Origin of the sequence: Microlunatus antarcticus (assembly GCF_014193425.1) — a bacterium.
Lineage (GTDB): Bacteria > Actinomycetota > Actinomycetes > Propionibacteriales > Propionibacteriaceae > Microlunatus > Microlunatus antarcticus.
On sequence record NZ_JACHZG010000001.1, the window covers coordinates 2,105,037 to 2,131,035 of the forward strand.

22 protein-coding genes, 1 pseudogene and 3 riboswitches are annotated in these 25,999 nt (G+C 71.3%); of the genes and pseudogenes, 10 read left to right on the forward strand and 13 right to left on the reverse strand.

The window, feature by feature from the left end; all coding sequences use genetic code 11:
- Positions 1-5: 5 nt before the first annotated feature.
- Positions 6-1,517 (reverse strand): sulfatase family protein, encoded by a 1,512-nt coding sequence (locus FHX39_RS09795; protein WP_183337959.1) that lies wholly within the window; start codon positions 1,515-1,517, stop codon positions 6-8.
- 223 nt (positions 1,518-1,740) lie between these two features.
- On the opposite strand from FHX39_RS09795, the gene FHX39_RS09800 reads away from it, so the two are divergent.
- A complete protein-coding gene (locus FHX39_RS09800; RefSeq protein WP_183337961.1) occupies positions 1,741-2,352 on the forward strand; it encodes a helix-turn-helix domain-containing protein in 612 nt (203 codons plus the stop codon).
- 113 nt (positions 2,353-2,465) lie between these two features.
- Positions 2,466-2,996 carry a hypothetical protein gene (locus tag FHX39_RS09805; RefSeq protein WP_183337963.1) on the forward strand — a complete coding sequence of 177 codons (531 nt, stop codon included), beginning with the start codon at positions 2,466-2,468 and terminating at the stop codon, positions 2,994-2,996.
- 604 nt (positions 2,997-3,600) lie between these two features.
- Here FHX39_RS09805 and FHX39_RS09810 read toward each other — a convergent pair.
- Positions 3,601-4,140 (reverse strand): hypothetical protein, encoded by a 540-nt coding sequence (locus FHX39_RS09810; protein ID WP_183337965.1) that lies wholly within the window; start codon positions 4,138-4,140, stop codon positions 3,601-3,603.
- The gene (locus FHX39_RS09815; protein WP_183337967.1) at positions 4,137-4,436 is read right to left on the reverse strand and encodes a DUF211 domain-containing protein; all 300 of its coding nucleotides are present in this window, start codon (positions 4,434-4,436) and stop codon (positions 4,137-4,139) included. The genes FHX39_RS09810 and FHX39_RS09815 overlap by 4 nt, the downstream gene beginning before the upstream one ends.
- 175 nt (positions 4,437-4,611) lie before the next feature.
- Between FHX39_RS09815 and FHX39_RS09820 the strand changes: the two genes are divergently transcribed.
- Positions 4,612-5,913 carry an MFS transporter gene (locus tag FHX39_RS09820; protein ID WP_183337969.1) on the forward strand — a complete coding sequence of 434 codons (1,302 nt, stop codon included), beginning with the start codon at positions 4,612-4,614 and terminating at the stop codon, positions 5,911-5,913.
- Complete coding sequence (locus FHX39_RS09825; protein ID WP_183337971.1) at positions 5,910-7,667, forward strand: dynamin family protein; 1,758 nt, start codon at positions 5,910-5,912, stop codon at positions 7,665-7,667. Before FHX39_RS09820 ends, FHX39_RS09825 begins: the two co-directional genes overlap by 4 nt.
- Here the strand turns inward: FHX39_RS09825 and FHX39_RS09830 are convergent.
- From FHX39_RS09830 to eno, 3 genes are all read right to left on the reverse strand, one after another.
- Positions 7,553-9,145: a MutS-related protein gene (locus tag FHX39_RS09830; protein ID WP_183337973.1), complete on the reverse strand. Its 1,593-nt coding sequence runs from the start codon at positions 9,143-9,145 to the stop codon at positions 7,553-7,555. The genes FHX39_RS09825 and FHX39_RS09830 overlap by 115 nt on opposite strands.
- On the reverse strand, positions 9,142-10,719 hold the full coding sequence (locus FHX39_RS22110) for a MutS-related protein (protein WP_183337975.1): 1,578 nt from the start codon (positions 10,717-10,719) through the stop codon (positions 9,142-9,144). Before FHX39_RS22110 ends, FHX39_RS09830 begins: the two co-directional genes overlap by 4 nt.
- Positions 10,720-10,947: 228 nt before the next feature.
- A riboswitch (Fluoride riboswitch) is annotated at positions 10,948-11,024 on the reverse strand.
- 150 nt (positions 11,025-11,174) lie between these two features.
- Positions 11,175-12,428 (reverse strand): phosphopyruvate hydratase, encoded by a 1,254-nt coding sequence (gene eno / locus FHX39_RS09840; RefSeq protein ID WP_456299349.1) that lies wholly within the window; start codon positions 12,426-12,428, stop codon positions 11,175-11,177.
- A 308-nt stretch (positions 12,429-12,736) separates the two neighbouring features.
- A riboswitch (Fluoride riboswitch) is annotated at positions 12,737-12,810 on the forward strand.
- 21 nt (positions 12,811-12,831) lie between these two features.
- Here eno and FHX39_RS09845 point away from each other — a divergent pair.
- The 4 genes from FHX39_RS09845 to FHX39_RS09860 are packed head-to-tail and all read left to right on the forward strand — an operon-like array spanning position 12,832 to position 14,901.
- Positions 12,832-13,479 (forward strand): histidine phosphatase family protein, encoded by a 648-nt coding sequence (locus FHX39_RS09845; RefSeq protein WP_183337979.1) that lies wholly within the window; start codon positions 12,832-12,834, stop codon positions 13,477-13,479.
- On the forward strand, positions 13,476-13,997 hold the full coding sequence (locus FHX39_RS09850) for a universal stress protein (RefSeq protein ID WP_183337981.1): 522 nt from the start codon (positions 13,476-13,478) through the stop codon (positions 13,995-13,997). The genes FHX39_RS09845 and FHX39_RS09850 overlap by 4 nt, the downstream gene beginning before the upstream one ends.
- A complete protein-coding gene (locus FHX39_RS09855) occupies positions 13,994-14,521 on the forward strand; it encodes a fluoride efflux transporter FluC (protein ID WP_332836759.1) in 528 nt (175 codons plus the stop codon). The genes FHX39_RS09850 and FHX39_RS09855 overlap by 4 nt, the downstream gene beginning before the upstream one ends.
- A gap of 11 nt (positions 14,522-14,532) precedes the next feature.
- Positions 14,533-14,901, forward strand: a complete 369-nt coding sequence (locus tag FHX39_RS09860; RefSeq protein WP_332836760.1) for a fluoride efflux transporter FluC — start codon at positions 14,533-14,535, stop codon at positions 14,899-14,901.
- A gap of 885 nt (positions 14,902-15,786) precedes the next feature.
- On the opposite strand, the gene FHX39_RS09870 is transcribed toward FHX39_RS09860, so the two are convergent.
- The gene (locus FHX39_RS09870; protein WP_183337987.1) at positions 15,787-16,620 is read right to left on the reverse strand and encodes a helix-turn-helix transcriptional regulator; all 834 of its coding nucleotides are present in this window, start codon (positions 16,618-16,620) and stop codon (positions 15,787-15,789) included.
- A 76-nt stretch (positions 16,621-16,696) separates the two neighbouring features.
- Between FHX39_RS09870 and ilvD the strand changes: the two genes are divergently transcribed.
- Positions 16,697-18,532 carry a dihydroxy-acid dehydratase gene (ilvD, locus tag FHX39_RS09875; RefSeq protein WP_183337990.1) on the forward strand — a complete coding sequence of 612 codons (1,836 nt, stop codon included), beginning with the start codon at positions 16,697-16,699 and terminating at the stop codon, positions 18,530-18,532.
- A 590-nt stretch (positions 18,533-19,122) separates the two neighbouring features.
- On the opposite strand, the gene FHX39_RS09880 is transcribed toward ilvD, so the two are convergent.
- Complete coding sequence (locus tag FHX39_RS09880) at positions 19,123-20,328, reverse strand: IS110 family RNA-guided transposase (protein WP_183337992.1); 1,206 nt, start codon at positions 20,326-20,328, stop codon at positions 19,123-19,125.
- A gap of 384 nt (positions 20,329-20,712) precedes the next feature.
- Between FHX39_RS09880 and FHX39_RS09885 the strand changes: the two are divergent.
- Positions 20,713-21,678 (forward strand): annotated as a pseudogene (locus tag FHX39_RS09885) (IS110 family RNA-guided transposase); the annotation flags it as partial.
- Positions 21,679-22,023: 345 nt separating this feature from the next.
- On the opposite strand, the gene FHX39_RS09890 reads toward FHX39_RS09885, so the two are convergent.
- The 5 genes from FHX39_RS09890 to FHX39_RS09910 form a co-directional block, all read right to left on the reverse strand.
- Positions 22,024-23,079 carry a sodium:calcium antiporter gene (locus FHX39_RS09890; protein WP_183337994.1) on the reverse strand — a complete coding sequence of 352 codons (1,056 nt, stop codon included), beginning with the start codon at positions 23,077-23,079 and terminating at the stop codon, positions 22,024-22,026.
- 121 nt (positions 23,080-23,200) lie between these two features.
- Positions 23,201-23,587, reverse strand: a complete 387-nt coding sequence (locus FHX39_RS09895; protein WP_183337996.1) for a fluoride efflux transporter FluC — start codon at positions 23,585-23,587, stop codon at positions 23,201-23,203.
- Entirely contained in the window at positions 23,584-24,135 is a 552-nt protein-coding gene (locus FHX39_RS09900) for a fluoride efflux transporter FluC (protein WP_198423341.1), read from the reverse strand. Before FHX39_RS09900 ends, FHX39_RS09895 begins: the two co-directional genes overlap by 4 nt.
- Entirely contained in the window at positions 24,132-24,653 is a 522-nt protein-coding gene (locus FHX39_RS09905; protein WP_183337998.1) for a universal stress protein, read from the reverse strand. Before FHX39_RS09905 ends, FHX39_RS09900 begins: the two co-directional genes overlap by 4 nt.
- A gap of 21 nt (positions 24,654-24,674) precedes the next feature.
- Positions 24,675-24,748: riboswitch (Fluoride riboswitch) on the reverse strand.
- Between the two features lie 41 nt (positions 24,749-24,789).
- Entirely contained in the window at positions 24,790-25,953 is a 1,164-nt protein-coding gene (locus tag FHX39_RS09910; protein WP_183338000.1) for a TDT family transporter, read from the reverse strand.
- Positions 25,954-25,999 lie beyond the last annotated feature (46 nt).

A 25,999-nucleotide genomic window follows, 5' to 3' on the forward strand; every position in this document is an offset into this window, starting at 1 on the left:
CATGGTCAGCTCGTCGAGCAGTCCGTGGCTCCTCTGCAGGTCTGCAGGTCGTGCAGGGCGGCTTTCAGCTCGGCTCGTCGCGCCGCGGAGAGGTCCTGCCAGCGGTTGAGCAGCTGTTGCGGGTCGCGGGCGTTGTCGTAGTACTCGCGCTCTCCGTCGGTGTACTCGACGTAGGTCAGCCGGTTGTTGGTGATCGCCTCGTACGACGGGGGGTTGGCCCCGTTCTTGCCGGCGTAGTCGGGGTCGGAGGGGTCGAGGTTCGGTCCGTGGTGCTCGACGAGCCCGTAGGCGCGCCAGTCGGTCGGACGCTGACCCTTTAGCAGCGGGAGCAGCGAGCGCCCGTCCGCTTCGGGCAGTGCCGACGCGCCGGCGAGGTCGACGAAGGTGGGGGCGAGGTCGATGTTCTGCGCCGGCCGGCTGATCGTGGCGTGCTTGACCCCCGGCCCGGTCACCACCAGCGGCACGACGATGTCGGTCTTGTACGCCGTCTGCTTGCCCGCAGGGAGCCGGTGCTCACCGAGGTGGTAGCCGTTGTCGGAGCTGAAGACGACGTAGGTGTTGTCGAGCTGCCCGGTCGCGCGCAGCGTCGAGCGGAGCCGGGACAGCATCAGGTCGACCGAGCGCACCGACTGTGCTCGCTTGCGGTAGACCGTGTCGAGGTTCTTCACCTGAGCCTTGGTCAGCTTGGGCCGGTCCTTCATCCAGGCCGGCTTGTCGGTCATCGACGCCTCGTTGAACGCCTTGCTGCGCGGCGCCTTCAATCCCTTGTACTTCTTCGCGTCCCGCGGCGCCGGGGTGTAGGGCGCGTGCGGGGCGAAGGTCGCGATCTCCAGCGCGAACGGCTTCCCGGCAGCGCTGGCGTTGAGGATGAAGTTCTGGCCCTTCGTCGACACCACGTCGGTGAGGTAGGCCTGGGGTCGTTTGCCGTACTTCACCTCACGCCCGTTCTCATTCATCGTGTAGTTGAACTCGGGGTAGCCGTTCCCGGCGACGTCCCACTCGTCCCAGCCCTGGGGGACGTTCGACCCGGGTGTGCCGTCGCCGGCCTTGGGGTCGTAGCCGTTGAGGTACTTCCCCATGAACCCGGTGCTGTAGCCGGCCTTCTGCAGCGCGACCGCGTACGTCTGGTCGGCCAGGCCGTTCTTGTCGAACGCGCCGAGCCCGCCGTCGTCGCCGCTGTTGGTGAACACGCCGGAGGTGTGCGGGTACTGCCCGGTAAAGATCGACGTCCGCGACGGGCAGCACAGCGAGTCCGAGACGACGTAGTCGGAGAAGCTGGCACCGCTCTTCTGCATCGCGCGGACGGTCGGCATGTACTTCAGCAAGCTCGGCTCGAGGTCGTCGGTCAGGACGAAGACCACGTTCGGCGCCTGCCGCGCCACTGGGCTCGCAGCCGGGGACGGGCTCGACGCCGGCGCCGGGCTCGTCGACGGTGCGGCCTGGGCCGTCACCGCGAGGGCGGCACCGACGAGGGACAGGCCGACGAGGGCGGCGGCGAGCGGACGGGGTCCGGGCATGACGAACCTTTCGGTGGGACGAACAGTCGCAGCGGACTCTAAGGAGCGCGCGACAGGCGAGGGTGCCTGCGATCGCGGATCTTCAGCAGATCGACAGGCAGACCGGGGCAGCAGGGGTCAGCCGGAACCCGCTTCTCCAGGTGGGTGTCACGCCTCTGTCGCGAAGGATCTCTGGCGACTCCCGAGGACCGTTTCTACTTATCTAATCTGATAAGGTTCGGTGATGCCGTCGAAGTATTCACACGCCGCCCGGGATACGGCTCTGGTCGTCCAGGGGCTTCAGGCTGCCTTGCACGACAGCGGACTGTCGCAGGCTGGCTTCGCGCGGGCGCTCGAGACGTCAGCCAGTCGGTTCTCGACGTACCTGTCGGGATCGACATCACCGTCGGCCGCGTTCTTCGTCCGTGCTCAGCGCTTGGCCAACGGGCTGAAGGTCAGCGGTCAGCTCGGACGGACGACGCCCAGCAGCATCGGCATCGTCGTGCGGGAGGCGCTGGAGGAGGGTGACGAGGTCTGGGCGTTCAAGATGCTCCTGCGAGGCCGCGATGACCTGCGCGCCATGCTGAACGACGAGACAGCGGGCGCAGACGCGTGGGAGTGCGACCCGGGTCCTCTTGATGCGCCGGCGTGGGACGCCTTGCTCTGCGCGGTGATCGCCCACGAGTTCGACGAGGCCGACCGGGTCGCGCCGCGCTGGACTCGACGTGGGGTCGATACCGGCCCGTGGACGTTCGCCAACCCCTACTTCGATGCAGACGAGGTCCGCCGGCGCACACCACCGTGGCTCGCCGAGCGCGGCGTCCTCGTGGCCGGTCGCGACCTGGTGACGGCATGAGCGCACGGTCCGAGCCTGGCCGGCCGTCGGGCGGGTCCTCCGGCCGGGGACGGCGTACGGCAGGAACAGATGCAGCCGCGGGCCTCGAGCTGGACGCTGACCGCATCGAGGCGTTGCTCGAACAGCTCGATGCCCGGCTCCGGGCTCGCGGCGCTGCTGCCTCGCTCTATGTCGTCGGCGGTGCGGCCGTGTTGGCCGTGACCGGGCTACGGCGAGTCACGCGCGACGTCGACGTCACCCACCTCGACCCGGCCGTGCTCGACGAGGCTCGCCTGCTCGGCGAAGAACAGGGCCTGCCCGCGGACTGGTTGAACTCCGCCGCCGGCGCGTGGGCACCACCCGGGCACCGCCGCGAGCCGCCTGCAGCCGGGCCGGGCCTGACGGTGCGCTACGCCACGGGGGATGAGCTGTTGGCGATGAAGATGATCGCGCTGCGTACCCAGGACGCGCCCGACATCGTCGCCCTCGCCGCCAAGCTCGGCCTGCACGGCGAACCGGCGGAACGGTACGCCACAGTGCTCCGGCGTATCTACCCCGACGACAACGCCCTCGCGCTGCTCCTGGGCGTGCCCGACGACGACCTGGACGCCGAGATCCAAGCCATCACCGCGGCCGTCGCCCGGCTCACGTCGCCGCCCGGCTGAACCACGCGCGGGGTATCGGCGAATGCCCTCGACATCGCGGCGGTCCACCCGGCACATCACGGTCTGTTTCAACGGGCGATGGGGCTGCTGCTGCACCATGGCCGTCGCCCACCAGAAAGGCGGGCAGGAGGTAGCAACGCACGGACAGCTGCGGCGGTCGTCGTCGCCCCGCCGCCGCCACACCAACGCCGGCCGGCGCGCGCGCCGCCGCCGCCGCCGCGCGCGCGCCGACTGCCGCCGCCTGTCCGGTCTCACTGATGGTGTCAGCGGTTCCACGCTCCGCTGACAGCTTCTGTGCGACGAACCACGCCTGATCCGTCTCAGTGATCTTGACAGTAGCCGGATCCTGTCTCACTCAAGTTGTCAGTAGCCGGATGATCTTGAACTTCGGCACGACGCGGCCGGGACATGTTCTCGGCCTGGCACAGCAAGCGCGCTGTCCTGGCTTCTCGTCGGCTGGATCACGATGGCGAGCGCAGCCTCCCGTGCCTCTCTGCTCAGCTCAAAACTGCTCTGTCAGTCGAGCTGTCAGTAGCCGGATTCTGTGTCATGGAAGCTGTCAGCAGGCGATGATCTTGGTTTAATAGCGCCGTTCGGGACCGGGTCAGGCGATGTCGAGCTCGACGCCGACGAGGGCGACCAGGATGCCCATCAGGGTCATGGAGACGACCCAGCGCAGGGTGTGGCCGTGCACTGCTCGCGCCAGGCCCGCTCCGAGGCCGCCGAGTCCGGCGACGGAGACGACGAGAGCGGACCACCCGTACGGCCGGGTCAGTGCTCCGACAGCGAGCGGGGTGAATGCTCCGATGAAGCTGACTAGGCATCCGACGGCGGCGGCGACCAGGGCCTCTCGCCGGACCTGACGCCCGAGGTTCCCGGCTGCGAGCCGCCCGGACCGGGTGAGGCTCAGCTCCTTCTCGGCGCGGGTCAGGTCGGCTCGGAGTGCGGCGTATTCGGCTACGAAGATCGTGAATACTGCCGTGACGAGTGCGACGGCTCCGACCTTCAGGGCGAGGGCGGCGTCGAGCCCGCGTCCGTGCAGGACGGTGGCGGAGGCCAGGGTGAGGGCGTTGACGATGCCGTCGGCCAGCCCGAGGGTGAGGGGCAGCAGGTTGCGCCGCCAGAGCGCTGCGAGCGAGGTCACGTGCCGGAGGAGCGGCGTACCCGGGGGACGCGGTCGAGCAGGTGCTGGCCGACGACGATCTCGTCGATGCTGTGCAGCACGGCGCCGACCTCCTCGATGGCGGCGAAGAGTGCGTCGGTGTCGATGCCGTCGCCTTCGATCGTGACCTCGGTCCCGACCGTCTCGACGTCGATGTCGGTGACGGTGATGTTGACCGCCTCGACGCCGCGCACCGCTTCCATCGCCGCTGCCAGTTCGAGCAGCTCGGGCCGGTGCACCGCCTTGTCGACGTCGAGCTGCAGCCTGCGTACGTTCATCCGTGTCTCCTCCGAGGACGGTCGCCTCGATGACGCCATCCTGCTACCCCGGCACACCGTTGCGGCGCGCTCGTGGGGCGTTACGCTCGTTCTACGGCGGTGGGGCTCGCCGGAACCGAACCGCGACGCCCGTCGCCAACAGTCCCTACCTCGACGCGAGAGCTGAGGTAGGCGCATGCCCCACGACCCCACCGACGACACCGGCTCCGTCAGCGAGGGGGCCGCTCAGGAAGCCGGTAGTGGAGCGCGGCGGCCGTCCGTCGGGGTGCTCGGGGTCGGTGCGGCGTCGTTGTTCAGCGACACCAGCCACGAGCTCGTGACCTCGCTGCTCCCCACCTTCCTGGGCAGCACGCTGCACGCCGGGCCCGGCCTCCTCGGGCTCGTCGAGGGGTCGGCCGACGCGCTGACCGGGCTGTCCAAGCTGGCCGGCGGACCCCTGGCCGCGGACCCCCAACGACGGGTCCGGCTCGCGTCTTCGGGCTACGTCGGGACGGCGCTTGCGACCGCGGCGATCGGGCTGACGACGGCGGTCTGGCAGGTCGGGTTGCTGCGGGCGGTGGCGTGGGCCTCACGGGGCTTGCGGTCCCCGGCTCGGGACATGGTCCTCACCACGTTGGCCCGCAAGGATCGTTACGGCCGTGCGTTCGCGGTGGAGCGGGCGGGGGACAACCTCGGCGCGGTGCTGGGCCCGCTCGCGGCGGCGCTGCTCGTGGGTGTGGTGGGCACGCGGCCGGCGATCCTGCTGTCCGTGTTCCCTGGTCTGCTGGCCGCAGTGGCGATCGTCGTCGCCGCCCGACAGGCCCGTACGTCCCTGTCCGAGCCACAGACGCGTCACAGGATCGGGCTGAACCTGCGCGCCCTGGTCCAGGCCGGGGTGGTCCGGACCCTGCTGCCCGTCGCGGCCTTCGAGCTGGGCAACGTCGCGACCACCCTGCTGATCCTGCGGGCCACCGGGCTGCTGGAGACGTCAGCGTCGGGGGGAACCGCACGTTCGGTCGCGGCGGCTACGAGCCTGGCGGTGCTGCTCTACGCGGGGCACAACGTGGTCGCGGCGGGCACCGCGCTCGTGGCGGGTCCGGCGGTGGACCGCGCGGACCCGCGGTGGACGCTGGCCGGCGGGGCTACGGTGTACGTGCTCGGGTACGGCCTGCTCGCCGTCGGACCGCACGGCTGGCCGACCCTGCTGATTGCCTTCGTCTTCGCCGGTGCCGGCATCGGCCTCGCCGAGACTGCCGAGTCGACGCTGCTGGCGCAGTCGCTGCCCGACGACCTGCGCCCGCACGGTTTCGGGCTGCTCGGCTTGGTGCAGGCCTTCGCCGACCTCGGCTCGACGGTCGTCGTCGGCGCCCTCTGGGCCGCGTTCTCCGCCAGCGTCGGCTTCTCCTACGCAGCCGCGTGGATGCTGCTGTCCGTGGTCCTCTGCCTCGCGCTGGTGCGGCGACGCGGCGCCGGCGGCGAGACAGAGGCGGCGACGTGACCGGGCTGGACGAGGCGGTCGCGCGCCTGGCTGCGCTCGCCCCGCCGTCGCGTGCGGCCGCTGCGGCGGCGCTGCAGCGGCGCGTCGCCGTCCCGCGCCTGCGGGTGCTGGTCGCGGGGGAGGCGAAGCGGGGCAAGAGCACGCTGGTCAACCGGTTGATCGGGATGGACCTGCTGCCCACCGGGGCCGTTCCCGTCACGGCGGTCGCCACGACCGTGGTCCCCGACGATCGCTCCGCCGCAGGGTTCCTGGACGTCGAGCTCGTCGACGGGCGACGTGAGCGCCGCCCGGTGAGCGACCTGGCTGGGCTGGTCACCGAGGGCCGCAACCCGGGGAACGTCTTGGGCGTCCGGGAGGTGCGGGTCGTGGTGGCCTCGACCGGGCTGCCGGGACTGGTCGAGCTCGTGGACACGCCCGGCACCGGCTCGGTCTGGCAGCACAACACCCTGGCGGCGCGGGCGGCGTACGCGACGCTGGACGCTGTCGTGGTCGTCCTGACCGCCGACCCCCCGGCTTCTGCCGCCGACCGAGAGCTGCTCGAGACCCTCGGGTCGGTCTCGGTGCGCACGTTCGTCGTCGTCAACAAGCTGGACCAGGTCCGGCCCGAGGACCAGGCCGAGATCGAGGCTTTCACCCGGCGGGTCTGCACCGCTGCCGGGGTCGGCCTCGAGCAGGTCTGGTTCGGCTCCGCCCGCGAGCAGGACGCCGGGTTTCGCTCCTTCCGCGAGACGTTCGTGCGTTACGTGACGGAACGTGCTCGCGCCGATGCCGAGCAGGCTCTGGTCTCGCACGCTCGGCAGCTGCAGCGTGCGCTGGCGGACGACGCACGGCTCGAGCGCGGCGTCCTCGACGCGGCGCTGTCCGACGGCGTCGGGCGGGTGCAAGAGCTGGCCACCCGGGTCGACGCCGTCGCGGCCGACGCGACCCGGCTCGACGCGGAGTGCGAGGTCACCGAGCGCGGGCTGCGCCACGACCTGGACCAGGCTGCGACGTCGCTGACCGGGTCCTTGGTCGCTGAGCTCACGGCCGCAGTCGCCTCGCTCGGCAGTGCCGAGGAGGGCCGCCGCCTCGTGGAGGCGCGCACCACTCCTGCCGTGCAGGCCTGGCAGCGGGTGCAGCACGCGTCGATCGAGAACCGCCTGACGGTGCTGCGACGCACCGTCGCCGAGCGGGTCGCAGCCCAGGTCGGCCAGATGTCGTCCGATGCGCTCGAGCTGCTCGGCGTGCGCCTCGACGCCGTACCGCCGAGCTTCGCCCTCGCGCCGGCGCCGGAGGCGAGGTTCGACTACGAGCCCGGCGCCCGATGGGAAGGCCCGGCGGCCAGCCTGGTGCGCGAGCACGCGCCCGGCGCGGCCGGTCGTGCGCACCGGCGCCTGCTCGCCGAGCTGCCCGGGCTCGTCGACCGGCAGGTCGGGCGTACCCGCGGGGATCTGCAACGTGCGCTCTGCGACGCCGTGCGCCAGCTGCGTCGCCAGCTGGCGACGGATCACCGCGAGCGGCTCGACGAGCTGACGGCCGTCCTCGTGCGGGCACGCGACACCGAAGTCGGCCGTGACGAGTCCGGCGCGCCCCGCCGGTCACAGCTGGCTGTACGCCTCGCGGCGCTGTCCGAGGTCGGTGGACGGTTGACCGAGATCGCTCAGGGGCTGACCGGTGACGGGTCGTCGGCAGCGCCCGGTCCAGGAGAACCTCCAGCGGGACCTCCAGCGGGACCTCGAGCAGAGTCCTCGGGCCAGGGACCCATCCGCGCGTAGAGGTCGTCGGCGAAGCTGGTCCGTAGCGGCGGGCCCGGCAGCAACTGGAACGTCCGCCGACCGTCGTCCGCGCGACCCGCCCGCAGGAAGAGACGGTCCGGACCCCCGCCCAGCTTCGCGGCGAGGGCGTACTGGTGCGTCACCAGCACCACCTGCACGCCGGCGGCGACCAGGCCGTCGACTGCCTCCACGCCCAGATCGGCCGCCTCGGACTCGTTGGTCGACGCGAGGGTCTCGTTGAGCAGCACCAGCCCGTCGGGACGCAGGGCGACGACGATCCTGCGCAGTCGCACGAGCTCGTCGTCGAGGCGTCCGCTCGCCATCGTCGCGTCCTCCTCCCGGACGAAGTGGGTGAAGATCCCGCTACGCACGCTGCTTGTCCAGTCCGACCCGCAGACGAACATCCCGCTCTGGGCCATCAACGTCGCCACCCCGACCGCGCGCAGGAAGGTCGACTTGCCGCCGGAGTTCGCCCCGGTCAGCACCACCGCCGCCCGGTCGTCGGCCTCGAGGTCGTTGCCGACGGCTGTGGCTGTGGGGTGGCGTAGCAGCAACCCGGGGTCGTAGAGCCCGTGAGCGTTCCACTGGCCCGTGCCGGGCGGAGCCAGGTCGGGCCTGCACGTCACGCCGCCCGCCTCGGTCAGCTGCCGGCGGAGGTTGAGGCAGCCGAGGTAGAAGGCGAGCTCGGTCCGCAGGCCGCGGAAGAAGGACTTGACGTCCTCCTGCGCCTGCGAGGCGGCGGGTGCGAGGGGCACCAGGGCCCGGTCACGCAGGTCGCTCAGCAGCTGCGAACCTGCTTCGTCGCGTGCGGCCAGCTCGAACGACAGCGACGGGTGGTCGCCCAGGCCGAGCCGGTCGACCAGGTGCTGCTTGGCGGGCGGGTGCAGGACGTCGCCGACGCCGGCGAGGCCGGTGCCGAGCCGCTTGCCCACCACCATGCCTCCAGGGAAGGCGAGCCGACGCAGCTGGGTGTCGAGGTCGGCGAAGCAGGCGTCGTCCAGCTCGGTGACGAGATCGGTGAAGAGCCGGTGCAGCCCGCTGCCGTGCCGGCTCTGCGAGGGCAGCGAGCCAGCGAGAGCAGCCGTCGCGACGTCGGCCACGACCCGTAGGTGCGGCAGCAGCGTCGCGATCACCTCGGTCGAGTCGCGGACGACCATTTCCGGGGTCCGGCGCAGGAACCCGGGGTAGAGGTGGCGCAGCGACTCCAGCGCCTCGCCGGCCACCACGTAGAGCCGGCGGACCACGTCCTCGCGCTGCTCGCAGTCGGCCGCCACCTCCTGTCGGTAGACGATCGAACCCGGTGCGTTCAGCGGTGCCAGCAGGACCTGTGTCGCGACACGGCGGATCAGCGCGTCGCCGTCGGCCATGGCGTCCAGGACCGGATCGAGCTGCAGGTCGACCACCAGGTCCGGCGCGGGCCAGGGCGGGTCGGCGTCCAGGTCCAGCTGGTGATCGGGGGACAGCAGCCGCACCCTCATCGTTCCTCCGATCCCTTCCGCGTGTCCGGGTCGTGCCCGGCGGTGATGCAGGCCAGCACGTCTTGTCGCAGGAGCCCGTGCCGTCGGGCCAGGGCCAGGGCGTAGCTGTGGCCGTCGGGACGGCGCCGTCGCACGTGGAAGGTCCGACGCACCTCGGTGTCTTCGCTCACCTCGGCGACGAGGCTGACCATGGCCGGGCCGAGCCGGGCCAGCCGCTCCACGAACGTCACCCAGACCGTTAGTGCCCCGGTGCGGGCGAGCTGGTCGACGACCCGCCGGCCGAGGAGCTCGGCGTCTTCGAGGCTGGTCGAGGAGAACATCTCGTTGACGAGCACCACCGAACCTGGGCCGCACCGGTCCAGCACGGTACGGATCCGCCGCAGGTCGTCCTCGAGCTGTCCGCCCGGGTCCGCCGCGTCCTCGGTCCGCTCGAAGTGCGTGTCGATGCTCGTCGCCAGCCGGAGCCGCGCAGCGGTGCCCGGGACCGGGCAACCCAGACCGGTCAGGTGGAACAGCTGTCCGACGGCGCGGCAGAAGGTGGTCTTGCCGCCCTGGTTCGGTCCCGTGACGACCAGGACGCGCTCGGCCCCGGAACGCGCCACGTCGTTGGGCACCAGCGCTCCCGGTCCGCTACGCAGAGCCAGGGCCACGTCGACGAAGCCACGTGCCTCCTCCTGGTCGGGATCGACCTCGACCCGGGGGTGGCAGAACGGCACCCCGTGCGCGCTCAAGGCGGCCATCAGGTCGAGGTGGCGCAGGTAGAACTGGATCTCGGTCGCGAACCGGAGCAGCACGGGGTCGCGGAAGTCGGCGTGCTCGCTCCGGAACCGTGCGAGCTCGGCGAACGGAGCGGGGTCCAGCCGCGCCACCAGGCCGAGGATCTTCGACTCCACGTGGTTGGCCTGCAGCTGTTGCGGCGCGGACGCTGCTCGTACCTGGGGTGCAGGGCCCTGGCGCAGCCGGGCGAAGGAGCGCGTCACCTCGGCGCTGAAGTCGTCGTCCCCGGCGTCGTCCAGGCTCACCGTGACCCGCGCGCCCTGGATCCGCACCTGGTAGCGCACGGTACCGAGCGCCGATCGCGCAGCGTCGGCGTCGGTGTGCAGGCGCCGGTGGGCTGTCCCGTCGACGAGGGCGACGACGTGCCGGGCGATCGCGCCGAGGGCGGATCTGAGACCTGGGCGGTCACGCAGCAGGCGGTCCAGATCAGCGACGCAGGCCAGGTCACGCTGGGCCGCCTCGAGGAACCACCCGTCGCGCTCACGCGGGTACGAGGGTCCGGACGCGACCTCGAGGGCCTGCTGCACCGGCTTCTGCGCGTCGACGAACCGTCGGAGACCGGCCACGAGGTCGGCGTCCCGCTCGAGGTCGGCGAACACGTGGAGTCGAGCCTCGACGGAGGCGACCGTGGTGAGCCGCTGCCGGAACACCGACCGCAGGTCGACCTGGCCGGCCGGGTTCAGGAAGTCGGCGACCTGGTCGAGGTGCAGGTCGCCGAAGCAGGACGGGTCCTCGACCTGGGCGGGCTGGTCCGGCTCCTCCTCCCCCGGGAAGAGGACGCTCGGCCCGGGGGTCACCGAGCGACCCCGTGTCCGGTGGCCAGACCGGCCCCGGCGAGGGCAGCAGACCCGACCACCGTGGCAAGGGCGTGTGCGGTGCCCGCCATCCAGCGCCGCTCCGTCACAAGCGGGCCCCGATCAAGTTCCGGTGCCAGCCCTTCCTGGGGGCAGCGGCAGTTCCGGCCCCGCGTGGGACGGTCAGCGACAGATGCGGCAGGAAGGCGCACGACAGGCTCCAGACGATCGACGTCGGGAGGAGTCATCAGCCAATCTGGCGGTTCGGAGCGAGAACGCCCCAGGCGGAATCCATCGCCGTCCTTGAGGCTACCCCTGCTCGTGCCGTGGGGCGCGCCGGGCGACGATGTCTGCCTCGGAGGCGTGGCACTCCACGGGGACGAGGTACTCACCCCTAGCGACGCCAGCGCGGGAAGTCACCTCAGGCCCCGAGGCAAGACCCCGGCCGTGAACGTCGTTCATCGCCGGTAGGGCAGGTCGGGGTTCTGTGCGGCGATTTCGAGGAGGCGGTTGTACTTGGCCACGCGTTCGCCGCGGGCGGGGGCGCCGGACTTGATCTGGCCGCAGCCGGAGCCGACGGCGAGGTCGGCGATGAAGCTGTCCTCGGTCTCGCCGGAGCGGTGGGAGATCATCGCGGCGTAGCCGGCGTCGCGGCAGACGGTGAGCGCTTCGAGGGTCTCGGTGACGGTGCCGATCTGGTTGACCTTGATGAGCGCGGCGTTGGCGACGCCTCGACGGACGGCTTCGGCGATGATCGTGGGGTTGGTGACGAAGTTGTCGTCGCCGACGAGCTGGATCTTGGCGCCGAGGGTCTGCGTGAGGCGGACCCAGCCGTCGTCGTCATCTTCGGCCAGTCCGTCCTCGATGCTCCAGATGGGGAACTGGGCGACGACGCTCGCGTAGTAGCCGATCATGTCGTCGCTGCTGAGGGTCTGGCCGGCGACGTGGTAGCTGCCGTCGCGGTAGAACTCGCTGGCCGCCGGGTCGAGCGCGATGGCGACGCCGTCGGTGCCGGGGGTGTAGCCGGCGTCGGTGATGGCGGCGACGATGGTCTCCAGGACCTCCTCGGGCCGGTCGAGGTCGGGTGCGAAGCCGCCCTCGTCGCCGAGCCCAGTCGCGTGGCCGGCCTTGCCGAGCCGCGCTTTCAAGGCGGCGTAGACCTCGGCGCCGGCGCGGACGGCCTCGGCGTAGCTGGGCAGTCCGAGAGGGGCGAGCATGAACTCTTGGAAGTCGAGCTTGTTCGGGGCGTGCGCGCCGCCGTTGACCACGTTGAAGTGCGGTGCGGGCAGGGCCGGCGTCACCCCGGCGGGGGTGAGGTACTGCCACAGGGCGAGGTCGGCGGTGGCGGCGAAGGCGCGGGCGGCGGCCATGGAGACCCCGATGATCGCGTTCGCGCCCAGGGCGGACTTGTTGTCGGTGCCGTCCAGCGCGATCAGTGTCTGGTCGAGCTGGGCGAGGTCGCTGAACTCCTGCCCGGCGAGGGCGTCGTTGATCGCACCGTTGACGTTGGCGGTGGCGGTGAGGACGCCGGCGCCGCCGTACCGGGCGGGGTCGCGGTCACGCAGCTCGACGGCCTCGCCCGAGCCGGTCGACGCCCCGGACGGGACTCCCGCGCGGAAGGACGCGCCCTTCGAGGTCGTCACGGTGGTGGCCAGGGTGGGTCGACCGCGCGAGTCGAGGATCTCGAGGGCCTGCACTGATCGGACGGTGATGCTCAAGGTCTCTCCTTCTGTGATGTGCGGTGTCCTGCCGTGCACCGCGTCCCGGGCGGCTGCCGCGAAAGCGTCGGATGCCGGCGAAGAGGATCAGACCGAGATTGATGTGAAACTCCGGCCGCTGGCGGGAGCGCCTCTGACAAGCCCGGGACGCGCTCTCAGCATCCACGGTGCGCAGTCCGTCGAGCCAGTGGGGTTGCCGCGCCGCCTCACCGGTCCTGCTGCATCGAATGCATCGAAGCATCGCCGGCTGTGCGGGCGAGACCGGGAAAAGGACTTCCGTCGCTGCGGCGGGAATGGGCTACATTGATGGTGGTGATGGATTCCGCCTGAGGCCTCGGCCTCGAACCGCCGTGTGGCTGATGACTCCTGGGACGAAGTTCTGTCTTAGGAGCGTGCTGTGCTCATCGGCGAGATGTCCGTCCTTTCGATCCCTCCCACGCACCGGGTGTTCCTGGTACGCCATGGGCGGACGCCGCTGAACGCGGAGGGCCGGCTGCGTGGGCACCTCAACCCGGCCCTCGACGAGGTCGGCCGCAGCGAGATCCTGGCTCTGGCGGCTGTGCTGGCCGGTCAGCACGTCGTGAAGATCGTGACCAGTCCGCTGTTGCGCGCGCTGCAGACCGCCGAGGCGGTCGCTGGAGCCACCGGCGCGCCGACCGCGGCGAACGCTGCCCTGGTGGACCGGAACTGGGGCGAGTGGTCCGGGCAGCCGGAAGCGACGGTGGCTGAGCGGTGGGGGAGCGTCGACCGGGCTCCCGGGGTCGAGAGTGTCGCGTCGGTCCGGCGCCGCAGCCGGACCGTGCTCGACGCCCAGGTGCCGCTGCTCGACGAGGGCAACGTGGTGATCATCACCCACGACGCCGTCCTGCGGGTGCTGCTCGACGACCTCGGCGTCCCGCTCCCCGACGACGCCAACCGGCTGCCGACAGGCTCGTGGAGCCTGCTCTCCCGCGGGCGCCGGCACTGGAGCGTGGAGCTGGTCGGCGAGCGACCGACGCCACGACCGTGCATCGACAAGCTGCAGCTCGAAGGAGATCGATCATGAACGACCACCAGCAGGCCCGGTCCATCATCGTGGGGGTGGTGCCGGGCCAGCCCGACGCGGTGCTCTTGCAGGCGGCTCGGTTCGCCCGCCGGTTCGACGCCACCCTCGTCTGCGCCAACGTCGACCTGATGTGCTACGTCGTCCACGAGCACCCCGACGGGTCGGTCGACGCCAGGCAGATCGACCCGGATATGGCCGACATCACCGCGCCCAGCTTCGACAGCGGCCTCGCCGACCACATCCGCCGGGTGCTTCGCGGCGAGCAGGTCGAGGTGACGTTCCGCCAGCTCGCGGGCGACAGCGCCGATGCGCTCGGGCGGCTGGCGGAGACCCTGCAGGCCGAGATGATCGTGGTCGGCACCCGAAAGCAGGGCATCGGCGCAAGTGTCCGGGAGTACTTCGGCGGTTCGGTGGCGGTGCACCTGGTGCACCGGCAGAACCGGTGCGTGGTGGTGGTCCCGATCGCCCCGGTCCCGGCCGGTCAGCGGCTTCCGTGGGAAGAGGTGGGCGTCTCGTGAGACCGGAGCGCGACGTCGTCGACAGGCCAGAAGCCCGTTCGCCCGATCGGCAGCTGGGCGTCGACAGCGACATCGAGACCAGCGAGGACCGTTCGGGTGCGGCGAGACCGGTGCACCTCAGCTGGACCAACATCGGTCTCGTCGCCGCAGGCGGGGCCGTCGGCACCGGCGTGCGGTACCTCATCAGCGCAGCCTTCCCCCAGGTCCACGGCATACCGGTGGCCACGCTGGGTATCAACGTCGTGGGTGCCTTCCTGCTCGGGGCGCTGCTCGAGGCCGTGGCGATGCGCGGCGTGGACGCGGGCCGCCGCCGCGCGGTCCGGCTGCTCGCCGGCACCGGCGCCCTCGGCGGCTTCACCACCTACAGCACCCTGGCCAACGACACCGCCACCCTGATGGTCGTCGCACCGGTCCACGCGGTCGGCTACGCCCTCGCCACCGTTGTCGGCGGGGCCGCCGCCGCGCTTGCCGGCATCGTGCTGGCCCGGCGCCTCTCGACCGCCGACGGCAAGGACGGTGCCTGATGGATGCTGCCGTGACCCTCGTCCTGGTCTGCGCGGCCGGCGCCGTCGGCGCGGCTCTCCGGTTCGTGGTCGACGGGACCATCCGAGCCCGGGCCAAGATGAGGTTCCCGCTCGCGACCACCGTGATCAACGTGACCGGGTCGCTGCTCCTCGGCGCGCTGACCGGGCTCGCCCTCGGCCACGGCGTCCCGCAGCTGTGGCACGCCGTCGTAGGAACCGGGTTGCTCGGCGGCTACACCACGTTCAGCACCGCCAGCTTCGAGACCATCCGGCTCGCCGAAGACCGCCGCTACGTGGCCGCCCTCCTCAACGGGGCCGGGATGCTCGTCCTCGCCGTGGCCGCCGCAGCCGCCGGCGTCGCCATCGGGCTCCGGGTATGAGCACCGTGCCGAACCGGGATCGAGCCGCTGCGTCGACGTCCGTCCGCACCAGGCGGGATCGACGTGGCAGCAACCGACCGAGCACGTGACCGACCGTCGTGCGCTTCTACCGAAAAGTCTGGACCTGGACGGCCTGCCTGCTGGGCGCCCTCGGAGCCCTCGTCGGACTCTTGAACGCTCACACCCCCGATGTTGCTGGGGTGATCGGCGTCGCGGTAGCCGCCGGCTGCGTCGCCGCCCTGATCGGTCGCCCCGAATCGTCACGCTGGGGCGAGGCCCGACGCACGGTCACGACGGGTGCGGTGACAGCAGCGTCCGGGGTGTCCCTTCTCGGTCTGCTGCAGATGTTCAGCCCCGGAGCCCTCGCGGCAGTCGTCGCGCTGGCCGCGGCGTCGTCACCGGCCCTGCACCAGTACCTGGCGACGTCGCTTCGGTACCGACGGTGGCGGCTCCCTGAGATCGAGCCGCACAACTCGCCTGAGGGCGACGGGCTGGAGCGGCCGCAGCCGTCCCTACCGTCCGCGCCCGTACGGTCGCTCAGCACTGCAGAGCTCTGCCTGGCCTGGCGGACCAGCCACCCCGCGTTGTGCCGCGCGAGGCGCCGCGGCGACCTTCCGGCGCAGGCTCGACTCGTCGCCCTCAGGCAGGCCTACCTCGACGAGCTCGAACGCCGCGACCCAGCCGGCTTCGCCGAGTGGCTGGCACACGACGCCCGACCGACCGGCGACCCCCGCAGCTACCTCAACAATCCCTCAGATCGGTCTTCGGACTGACGTCGCGACCCGGAGCCCAAGACCTCAGCCCAAGACCCCAGCCCTGCCGCGACGAGCGTGGTCGAACCGCGCCCCCGTCAGATCTCCAGCTGGGCGGGCGTCGTGCCTGCGGCTACCGGCAGGACTTCGGGGACAGCCGGTCGAGGCGTGCCACGGTGGCTGAGCTGGTCGGGGTGTAGACGACCACGAACAGGTCGCGTTGGTCGGCGGCGGCGAGCCGGTGGTGCTCGAACTCCAGCTCGCCCTCGGCGGTCAGGAAGCTGCGCCGTCGGGAGGTGAAGCCCTCGATGTTGTGCTGTGACCAGGCCTCGCGGAACGGCGCGCTGTGCTGCTGCAGCCGGGCGACCAGTCGTAGGCAGTCGGGCTGGTTGAGCCGCGGACCGGCTTCTGCACGGAACTCGGCCAGGAACCGCCGGCTGGTGACCTCCCAGTCCGGCAGCAGCCCCTGGACGAAGGGGTCGGTGAACACGACCCAGAGCAGGTTGCGGTCCTGCTCGGGCAGTGTCGCGACGGGCGGGTAGAGGGCGGCGTAGGCGGCGTTCCAGCCGCTGATCGTCCAGTCTGCGCCGATCGCGAAGGCCGGCGAGCCGACCAACGCGTCGAGCAGGTGCTGGATGTGCTGAACACCCGGAGCGGGCGTCGGTCCCACTACCGGACCGGGAGCGAAGCCCGCGACGGACAGTAGGTACGTGCGTTCCGCCGTGGTCAGCCGCAAGGCGTTGGCCAGCGCCTCGAGGACCTGCCGGGAGGGTTGCACGTCTCGGGCTTGCTCGAGCCAGGTGTACCAGGTGACGCTCACGCCGGACAGCGCCGCGACCTCCTCGCGCCGCAGGCCCGCGGTCCGGCGCCGACCGCCCTCGGGCAGGCCGAGCGAGACCCGGTCGAGCTGGGTCCGACGGGCCCGCAGGAAGGCCGCCAGCTCCGTCCGTGCGCCGGGATCCGCCACGCTCGAATCCTAGTAGTCCCACTACTAGCATCAACGCCGTCTTCCTCGTAGCGGTGGCACCGCCGAGGATCGGGACATGCCTGCTCTGCGTTCCCGCACCGTCACCCACGGCCGCAACATGGCCGGCGCCCGAGCCCTGATGCGCGCCTCGGGCGTCGCAGGCGCCGACATCGGCAAGCCGGTGATCGCCGTGGCCAACTCCTTCACCGAGTTCGTCCCCGGCCACACCCATCTGCAGCCGGTCGGACGCATCGTCTCCGCTGCCATCGCCGAGGCGGGCGCCATCCCGCGCGAGTTCAACACCATCGCCGTCGACGACGGCATCGCCATGGGCCACGGCGGGATGCTCTACAGCCTGCCCTCGCGGGAGCTGATCGCGGACTCGGTGGAGTACATGGTGCAGGCGCACTGCGCCGACGCCCTGGTCTGCATCTCCAACTGCGACAAGATCACCCCGGGCATGCTGATGGCCGCGCTGCGCCTGAACATCCCGACCGTCTTCGTCTCCGGCGGCCCGATGGAGGGTGGCACGGCCACGCTCGTCGACGGCACCGTCCGTACCGGCCTCAACCTCGTGACAGCGATCGCGGACGCGGTGGCCGACGACGTCTCCGACGTCGACCTCGCACGGATCGAGGAGGCCGCCTGCCCGACCTGCGGCTCGTGCTCGGGCATGTTCACGGCGAACTCCATGAACTGCCTGGTAGAGGCGATGGGCCTTGCGCTGCCCGGCAACGGTTCCGTGCTTGCCACCCACACCGCCCGCCGGGCGCTGTACGAGCGGGCCGGGCGGACCGTCGTCGACCTGGTCCGGCGCTGCTACGACGAGGACGACGCCTCGGTGTTGCCTCGCTCGATCGCCGGCCACCCAGCCTTCGACAACGCCATGGCGCTGGACGTGGCCATGGGCGGCTCGACGAACACGATCCTGCACCTGCTGGCCGCCGCGCACGAGGCCGAGCTCGACTACGGGCTGCCCGACATCGAGGCGTTGTCCGCGCGGATTCCCTACCTGGCCAAGGTGGCCCCGAACGGGCGGCACCTGATGGAGGACGTGCACCGGGCGGGTGGGGTCCCGGCGATCCTCGGTGAGCTCTACCGAGCCGGTTTGTTGCACGACGACGTGCACGCCGTACACGCGCCGAGCATCAAGGCCTGGCTGGAGGACTGGGACGTCCGGGGCGGGTCCGTCACCGGGGAGGCGCTCGAGCTCTGGCACGCCGCACCCAGCGGGCGGCGCTCTGCCCAAGCCTGCTCCCAGTCCGCGCGGTGGGCCGAGCTCGACACCGACGCGGCCGGCGGCTGCATCCGCGATGTCGACCACGCCTATAGCCGCGACGGTGGCCTCGCCGTGCTGCGGGGCAACCTCGCTCCCGACGGCGGCATCGTCAAGACCGCCGGGGTCGACGAGTCAATCTGGACGTTCGAGGGGCCGGCCGTGGTCTGCGAGTCGCAAGACGACGCGGTCGAGGCCATCCTCAGCGGCCGGGTCCGGCCCAGCGACGTCGTGGTGATCCGGTACGAGGGACCGCGCGGCGGACCTGGCATGCAGGAGATGCTCTACCCGACCTCGTACCTCAAGGGTCGCGGCCTGGGAACCGTGTGCGCGCTGGTCACCGACGGACGGTTCTCGGGCGGCACGTCCGGGCTGTCGGTCGGGCACGTCTCACCGGAGGCCGCCGCAGGCGGCACGATCGCCCTAGTCGCTGACGGCGACCTCATCCGCATCGACATCGCCACCCGGACGTTGCAGCTGCTGGTCCCCGACGACGTGCTCCGCGACCGGCGGCGGGCGCTCGGCGGCAGGTACGCCCCCGCTGCTCGGACCCGGGTCGTCTCCGGTGCCCTCCGGGCGTACGCCTCGACGACCAGCAGTGCCGACCGTGGAGCGGTGCGGATCCTGCCCGAGTGAGGCTGAGTGAAATGTCCTCGAGGCTGAAACGCCCGAATCTGAAGTGCTTGCCGCATTGCGCCGCGTGGCGCAAGTGTTCGTGATGAGAGTCGGGTCGATCAGCTCGGCAAGGAGCTCGCGTGCTTGCGCACAAGACCGGGATGCGGTGAACCCGAATCCGCCCGTCGACTCCGACGCCGCCTGGTCATTCATCAAGTGCGCGGCTCCCCAACGTCGCATATACGTCGAGCACGACCGTCGCGCAGAGGTCTCCCTGCGGCGGGCCACACTGGATCCCGTCGTTCCTGAGCCTGTCCGACGTCATGGTTGTCTCGGGAGCGGCTGCTGCTGGGGGGAGGAGGAGACGCTGAGGAGAAGACCATGGAGGGTGCGGCGACGACAACGAGGCGGTAGGTAGTCCCACGCGCCGCCGCTGTCCGGTATCACCGAACTTGGCAGTGCCCCGACGCTCGGATGACAAGTTGCTGGCGATCCCGAGGGCCGATCTGCGCCAATGATCTTGGCAGTAGCCGGATTCTGTGTCACTCGAGTTGTTGCTCCTATCGTTTGTAAAGCCCCTTCTTGAGCTGATTGGGGGAGCGGCGGCTGGGTCAGGCGGCTTGGAGCCAGTCGCGGTAGTGGGTGGTGAGGTCGTGGTCGCGGCGCAGTCCGCGTTCGAGGTTGGACAGGACCGAGGGCCAGGTCCCGAGCTGGCGGGCGGCGTCGCGCAGGGTGATGTTCTTGGCCTGTCGGGCGGGGCGGAGGTCGTTGAAGACGGCGACCGGGCAGTCGCGGACGAGCAGGCGGTAGACCTCGCGGGCGACGGCACGTTTCAGCATCCGACGGATCTCGCGGGGGGTGCGGCCGCGTTCGGTTTGACGCGCGACGTAGGCCTTCGTCGGCGCGTGGTGCTGGCCACGGTTGAGCACGATGCGGTGCAGGGCGGCGTTGGCCTGGCGGTCGCCACCACGAGAGAGCCGGTGACGGTGGGTCTTGCCTGACGACGCTGGGACCGGTGCGACGCCGCAGAGTGCCGCGAATGAGGCTTCCGAAGACAGCCGTTCGGGGTTGTTCCCGGCGGTGATCAGCAGCTGCGCGGCGACGTCGGGACCGACGCCGTAAGCCTCTCGCAGGGCAGGCCTGGCGGCGGTGACGAGGGTGTCGAGGTGGGCGGTCAGCGCAGCGATCTCCTCGGTGAGGTCGCGGTGGCGCCGGGCGAGTGACTTCAGCGCGGTGAGCACGGCGGTGCTGGTGGGGTCGCTGACCAGGTCGGGGCGGACGCGGCGCAGGGCGTCGACGAGCCGGTCGGTGTTCAGCCCGCGGTAGCGGCTGCGCACGTCGTCGGGCGCCATCACCAGAACGGCCTTGAGCTGGTTGCCGGCGGCGGTGCGGGCCTTGACCGCGGAGCGTCGGGCCAGGTTCAGCGCCCGCAGCGCGTCGACCTCGGTGCCCTTGATCGGGCTCGTCCGACCGGCCAGCACGGACCGGGCTGCGTGGTAGGCGTCCATCTGGTCGGTCTTCCCGGCTCGGCGCCGGTCTGAGCGGGTGGGGCGTTCGACCTCGACGACGTCCAGGCCGGCAACGGCCAGGGCGCGGGTGATCCCGGCACCGTAACCAGCGGCGCCCTCGACGCCGACCCGCTCGATCGTGCCGCTCGAGGTGAGGAACGCGATCGCTGCCTGGTAGCCGTCGGGATCGGTGCGGAACTCGGCGTCACCCACCGGTTTCCCGAGGGTTGTGACGACGGCGACGTGGATGGTGTCAGCGTGCGGGTCGATACCGCCGACCAGACGGGTAGAAGGGTTTCCTGCTGCCATGCTGGAGCCAGCCTCTCTGCTGAACCGGACAGGTGAAGCGTCGGCCGATCCCGGGCAGACAAGACATTGATGGGGCTCTGCCAAGCTCCTGACTTGTTCTGATGGGTCTAGGCACCCTCGACTCGTCGTGGTGTGCTGAGGGTGTCGGCGGGACTGGCTCGCAGTGCTCCTTGCCGCCTCTTGGGGTTGGCTCTCTAATAGCCTGCCGATCCCGCTGACACCCGGCCGTGGTGTGGCTCAGCAGAGGCATGAGACGTCTTGAAGTCAGGTTGCCCATCGCGGACTCCCACACCCCGCGACCTGGAAGGCCCGACGTGATCACGATCGGCATCGACCCTCACAAGTCCACCCTCACCGCGGGTCGGACTCGGCCCCGACGGTGACGCATTGACCAACGTCCGGCTGCCGGTGAACACGGCCACCCTTGAGGAGCTGCTGGTCTTCGCCCGGGCCTGGCCGGACCGACGGTGGGCGGTCGAGGGGGCCACTGGTCTCGGCTTGGGGATCGCGCAGCGGCTGCTGGCCCACGGTGAGGACGTCGTCGACGTGCCCGCGACCCTGGCCGCTCGGGCCCGGGTGCTCTCGACCGGGCACGGCCGTAAGACCGACGTGCACGACGCCATCGCGGTCGCGCTCGTCGCGCAGCACCACCGCCGGCTGCGCCCCGTGCAGCCCGAGGACCTGAGCAGCGTGATCCGCCTGGTCAGCGACCACCGCGACGACCTGGTCCACGAGCACACCAGCGGACTGAACCGGCTGCACCGGCTGCTCCGCGAGCTGATCCCCGGCGGCGCCCCCACCGGCACGTCCAGCCACCAAGCCGCCGCGCTGCTCGGCAAGGTCCGGCCCACCACCGCGACCGACACCGCCCGCAAGCAGCTCGCCCGAGATCTGCTCGGCGGCCTGCAGGGCCTGGAGGCCCGGATCAAGACCTTGACCGACCAGATCGCCACGCTGGTCGCTCAGTCCGGCACCAGCCTGACCGAAATCTCCGGCGTCGGCTCGGTCGTGGCCGCCAAGATCATCGGCCACACCGGCGACGTGGCCCGGTTCCCCGACACTCACCACTACGCCAGCTTCAACGGCACCGCACCCATCGACGCCTCCAGCGGCGACCACAGCCGGCACCGGCTCAGCCGCCGCGGCGACCGCCAGCTCAACGCCGCGATCCACGTCATCGCGATCTACCAGATCAGCCATCCCGGACCCGGTCGGGAGTACTACCTGAAGAAGCTGGCCCAGTCCAAGACCCCGAAAGAGGCCCGGCGAGCCCTGAAGCGTCGGCTCTCCGACACCGTCTACCGCCGCCTGAGCAACGACCACGAAGCGTCCCAAGCGGGCGCTGCTTGACACAGAGGCGCTATGAGGTCATCCCCGAGATCGGCCGGCGCAGTCCCCGCAGGCCGGACTGAACAACTTGAAGACAGCTCCGAGGAGCGTCAATCAGCGCCTGGGTCACGACCTGCGGGGACGCGTTCCAGTATCAATGTCAGCGCCCGGGTGATCTTCGCGTCCGATACTTGCCACCGCTGTGATCCCGTCCGACGCAGCCCAGGCGGAACGCTCCAGGACACGTCGAGCTGCTTGTGCAGACGGTGGTCGGCAGTTTCGCCGCGGAGTGTGATCGGTCATTGGCGTCGAGCTAAGGAGTCTGGTCACTTTCGAGGACGGCGCAGCTGGGTGCCGTCGGCTGCCTCAGGCGATCGCGACGAGACCGGCGACGCCGAGGGCGTAAAGGACCAGGACGACAAGGGAGTCGACGCCCATCCCGAGGACTCGGCGGCGGGGCCGGAAGAGCAAGCCGAGGAGGTAGACGAGGGTGAGCAGGAGGGCGAGGGCAGTGAGGTAGGTGTCGGCGGCGCTGGCCCGTGGCAGCACGGCTTGCCCGGAGATGACGGTGGCGACGAGGAAGAGCACGGGGAGGAAGGCGTTGCCGCCGAAGATGTCGCTGATGGCGAGGCTGTCGTCGCCCTGCTTGATCGACTGCAGTCCGGTGGCGATCTCGGGCAGCGAGGTGGCGAGGGCGAGGACGGTGGCGCCGAACAGGACGCCGCCGAGCCCGATCTTCGATGCGGCGGCGTCGCCGGCCAGCTCGAGGACCGCGCCGGCGACCAGCGTCGCGAGGGCGGAGACGGCGAACACGACGAGGGCTTTCCTGGTGCTCGAGCGGTGCTGGGGCGGGTTGCGGTGGTGGCCCTTGCTCGGCGGCGGGGAGGTGTCCGGGGCGTGCCCGTCCTCGTGCCAGGGCAGGCCTCGTCCGGCGCGGCGGACCAGCAGCAGCCCGACCAGCCAGATCACCACGATGAGGACGCTGCCCGGGGTGAGCCGGGCGATCAGGAGGCCTTTGGGTAGCTGGGTGCCGGCGACCACGACGGCCAGGACCGCGACCACGACCGCGGCCTCGACGACGAGGGTCAAGGACGCGGCCCGGTAGGTGAGGGGTCGTACGCCTTTGCCGCGTCGGCCGAAGACGTCGAGGACGACGAGGACGACGGTCTGCAGGGCGATCCCGCCCAGGATGTTGCCGACCGCGACCGAGACGTCGCCGGAGGCGGCGGCGCTGACGGTGATGGCGATCTCGGGCAGGTTCGTGGCGACGGCGAGGATGATCAGCCCGCCCAGGGCGCTGCCGAGGTGGAAGTGCGCATCGATGACGTCGGTGCTCTTCGACAGCCGGACGCCGGCGACCCACACGACCACCCCGGCGGCGACGAAGATCGCGACGAGGAGCCACAGCGGTAACGAGTCCATCAGTGCTTCACCTGTCGTCGGGGTTGTTTCGCGCCTCCGGTGCGAAGTCGGAGGTCGGAGCCGGTCGGTGCTCGCGGTCGCCTGCGCCGTCGGGGTGGACGAGCACGGGAAGGGTGCGCGCTCACCGGCTGAGCACCAGTCCGAGCGCGAGGCCGCCGCCGGCGAGACCGACCGCGGTGACGGCCGTGCCCAGCGCGTGCGTCGTGCCCGCGGCCCAGCGTCGTTCCTCCACCAGTCGCGCCACTTCGAAGCTCGCGGTGCTGAAGGTCGTGTAGCCGCCCATCAGCCCGGTGCCGAGGACCAGCTGCCAGCGCGGGTCGACCAGGTGTCCCAGGGTGAGACCGGTGAGCAGGCCGAGCAGCAGCGACCCGGACAGGTTGATGATGGTTGTCGACAGGGGATACGCCGAGCTGAGCCGTTGCCGGAGCACCCCGTCGAGGACGAACCGGGCGGCGGCGCCGACACCTCCGGCAACACAGACGAGTGCGGCGGCCAGGAGCCCGCTCACGCGCCGGTCGCCTGACCGTCGTCCGCCGTGCGCCGTAGTGCGCGGGCCAGCGTGATCCCGCCGATCGAGGCGAGCAGTCCGGCGACGACCGTGCCTCCGGCGTACGCGGCCGCCAGACCGGGACGCCCGTGGCCGAGCAGGGCGGTGTCGGTGGCCAGCGCGCTGTAGGTCGTGAAGCCGCCGAGACCGCCGGTGCCCAGTCCGAGCCGCGCGCGGCGGCTCCAGCGTTCGTCCAGCGCAGGGTCGGCGACCTTCTCCAGCAGCAGGCCGAGCAGGAACGCGCCGACGACGTTGATCGCGAGCGTCACCACCGGGACTCCGCCCCAACGCGGCACCAGGTCCTCGAGCAGCAGCCGCAGGCCGGTGCCTACGGCTCCGCCCATGGCGACGAGGGCGATGTTGCGCGGCGCGAGGTGGACCGGGCGGGCACGTCTCACGCCGCTCTCGGTCGTGGTCTCGGCTGCTTCGACGTCCGGGTCGACCGGGAGCTCGGGGAACGGGTCGACGACGGCCTGCTCGGCTGGGCTGAGCTCGGGGGTCTCGTTCACGGGGCGGGCTCCTCCCACGGTGCTGCGGTGCCGACCGGGGTGGGGTTGACCGGCACCACGACGACCGGGCGGGACTGGCGGTGGGTCAGGTGCGCGGCCACCGACCCGTTGAAGAAGTCGTGCATGCTCGCCCGGACCCCGCCCTCGCGGCTGCCCACCACGATCATCTCGGCTCCGAGGACCTCCGCGAGCCTGGCCAGTGCGGCTCCGACGTCACCGGCGAGGCTGCGGAAGGTGACCTGCACTCCGGCCGCCCGCGCTGCGGTCTGGATCCGGACGGTCAGGTCGTGGTCGAACGATGCGCTGTTCCAGTCGGCACGGTCGGGGTCGACGGGCCGTGACTCCACGGAGCCGTCCGGGTGCTCCTCGACGACGTAGGCCATCGGGTCGACCTGGGCGCACACCAGGAGAGTGCCGGATCGTCGCGCGAGGGACAGGGCGACCTCGAGCACCTCAGGCGGTTGCTGCGGCGTCGTCCCGAGCAGGATCGGGGATACGGGTGGCGCTTCGGCGGTCATCGCGCGTGCCTCCAGACGGGTGAGCGTCCAGGAGTCATCAGCCGTGCGGCGGTTCGAGGTCGCGACCTCCGGCGGAATCCATCGCCGCTGGTGACCGTACTCCGGTCGGTGTGCTCGGGCGACGAGGCCCGGCCGGTCATGCTGCCCGCAGCAGGCGGCCGCGGTAGACCCCTCGGGCCGTACGGACGGCGACGACCAGCCAGGCGGCGACGAGAGCGGTGTAGAAGACGACCGCCAGCACGACGAACAGGTGCAGACCGGTCGCGGCGGCGAGCCCGGAGGTACCGGTGACGACGGTGCCGACGGGGAACGTGAAGGACCACCAGGTGAGGCTGAACGGCAGCCCGGTGCGGGCGGTGCGGACGGTGACGGCGAGGGCGAGGGCGGCCCACAGCATGGCGAAGCCCCACACGGGCAGGCCGTAGACGAGGCCGAGGGCGTGGAACGCGGTCCCGTACGGCGCGGGCAGCAGCTGGGGTGCGGCCTCGCCGAGGTTGTGGCTGGCGGTGATGGACTGGCCGAGGGGGCCGAGGACGATCCACAGGGTCGGGACGGCGGCGGCGGCGCCGATCTTGTGCTGGACGAGGCGGTTCCAGATCAGGGTGATCATGACGAGGCTGGCGATCAGGGTGAGCCCGAACATCGCGTAGCAGGCGACCAGGAGCGTGGCGCGTGCCTGCCCGGCGGGCAGGTGCGGCAGCAGCAGGGTGCCGGTGGCGGCGCTGACCATCGGGGGGACGACGGGCATCAGCCAGCCGCCGAAGGCGGAGTCGGGCTTGACGTCGTGGTCGGTGAAGGCGCGGTAGGGGACCGCGACCGCGGTCCAGAGACCGAGCAGCGTCCCGGCCGTCCAGAGCACGGCGTCGAGGGCGAGTGCGGGCCCGTCGCCGATGACCGGGCGGCCGACGAGCATCGCGCCCGCGCCGACCGTCATCAGGGCCATGGCCGGGGCGCCGTAGAAGTGCGACATCACCGGGTTGGCCAGGTGCGCGCGGGCCCGGTCGGGGTGGCGGACCCAGTGCACCACGGTGGCCGCGGTGACGACGAGCAGGAGCAGCAGGTCGAGCAGCCACACCACGCGGGCGGCCTCGATCAGACCCGGCACGTGGACCGGCAGGGTGGCGGCGGCGTTGGCGACGATCCCGGTCCCCATCACCGACGCGAACCAGTTCGGGGTGATGTGGCCGAAGGTGGGCTGGCCCTCGAGCTCGGCGAGGAACCCCGAGCGGCGCCCGGGGTGGGTCGCGTCCACGGCGATCGGGGCGATCGGGGAGGGGCTGCGCGTCGGTGTCAGGGCCATGGCTCCAGCGTGCTCGGGTCCGGTCGGTCGCAGTAGGGTGCCGTTC

Bases quoted from the DNA above. Each gene is read 5' to 3' on its own strand.
- FHX39_RS09795 (WP_183337959.1), bottom strand. From the start codon at position 1,517: ATGCCCGGACCCCGTCCGCTCGCCGCCGCCCTCGTCGGCCTGTCCCTC.
- FHX39_RS09800 (WP_183337961.1), top strand. From the start codon at position 1,741: ATGCCGTCGAAGTATTCACACGCCGCCCGGGATACGGCTCTGGTCGTC.
- FHX39_RS09815 (WP_183337967.1), bottom strand. From the start codon at position 4,436: ATGAACGTACGCAGGCTGCAGCTCGACGTCGACAAGGCGGTGCACCGG.
- FHX39_RS09820 (WP_183337969.1), top strand. From the start codon at position 4,612: ATGCCCCACGACCCCACCGACGACACCGGCTCCGTCAGCGAGGGGGCC.
- FHX39_RS09830 (WP_183337973.1), bottom strand. From the start codon at position 9,145: ATGAGGGTGCGGCTGCTGTCCCCCGATCACCAGCTGGACCTGGACGCC.
- FHX39_RS09850 (WP_183337981.1), top strand. From the start codon at position 13,476: ATGAACGACCACCAGCAGGCCCGGTCCATCATCGTGGGGGTGGTGCCG.
- ilvD (WP_183337990.1), top strand. From the start codon at position 16,697: ATGCCTGCTCTGCGTTCCCGCACCGTCACCCACGGCCGCAACATGGCC.
- FHX39_RS09880 (WP_183337992.1), bottom strand. From the start codon at position 20,328: ATGGCAGCAGGAAACCCTTCTACCCGTCTGGTCGGCGGTATCGACCCG.
- FHX39_RS09890 (WP_183337994.1), bottom strand. From the start codon at position 23,079: ATGGACTCGTTACCGCTGTGGCTCCTCGTCGCGATCTTCGTCGCCGCC.
- FHX39_RS09905 (WP_183337998.1), bottom strand. From the start codon at position 24,653: ATGACCGCCGAAGCGCCACCCGTATCCCCGATCCTGCTCGGGACGACG.
- FHX39_RS09910 (WP_183338000.1), bottom strand. From the start codon at position 25,953: ATGGCCCTGACACCGACGCGCAGCCCCTCCCCGATCGCCCCGATCGCC.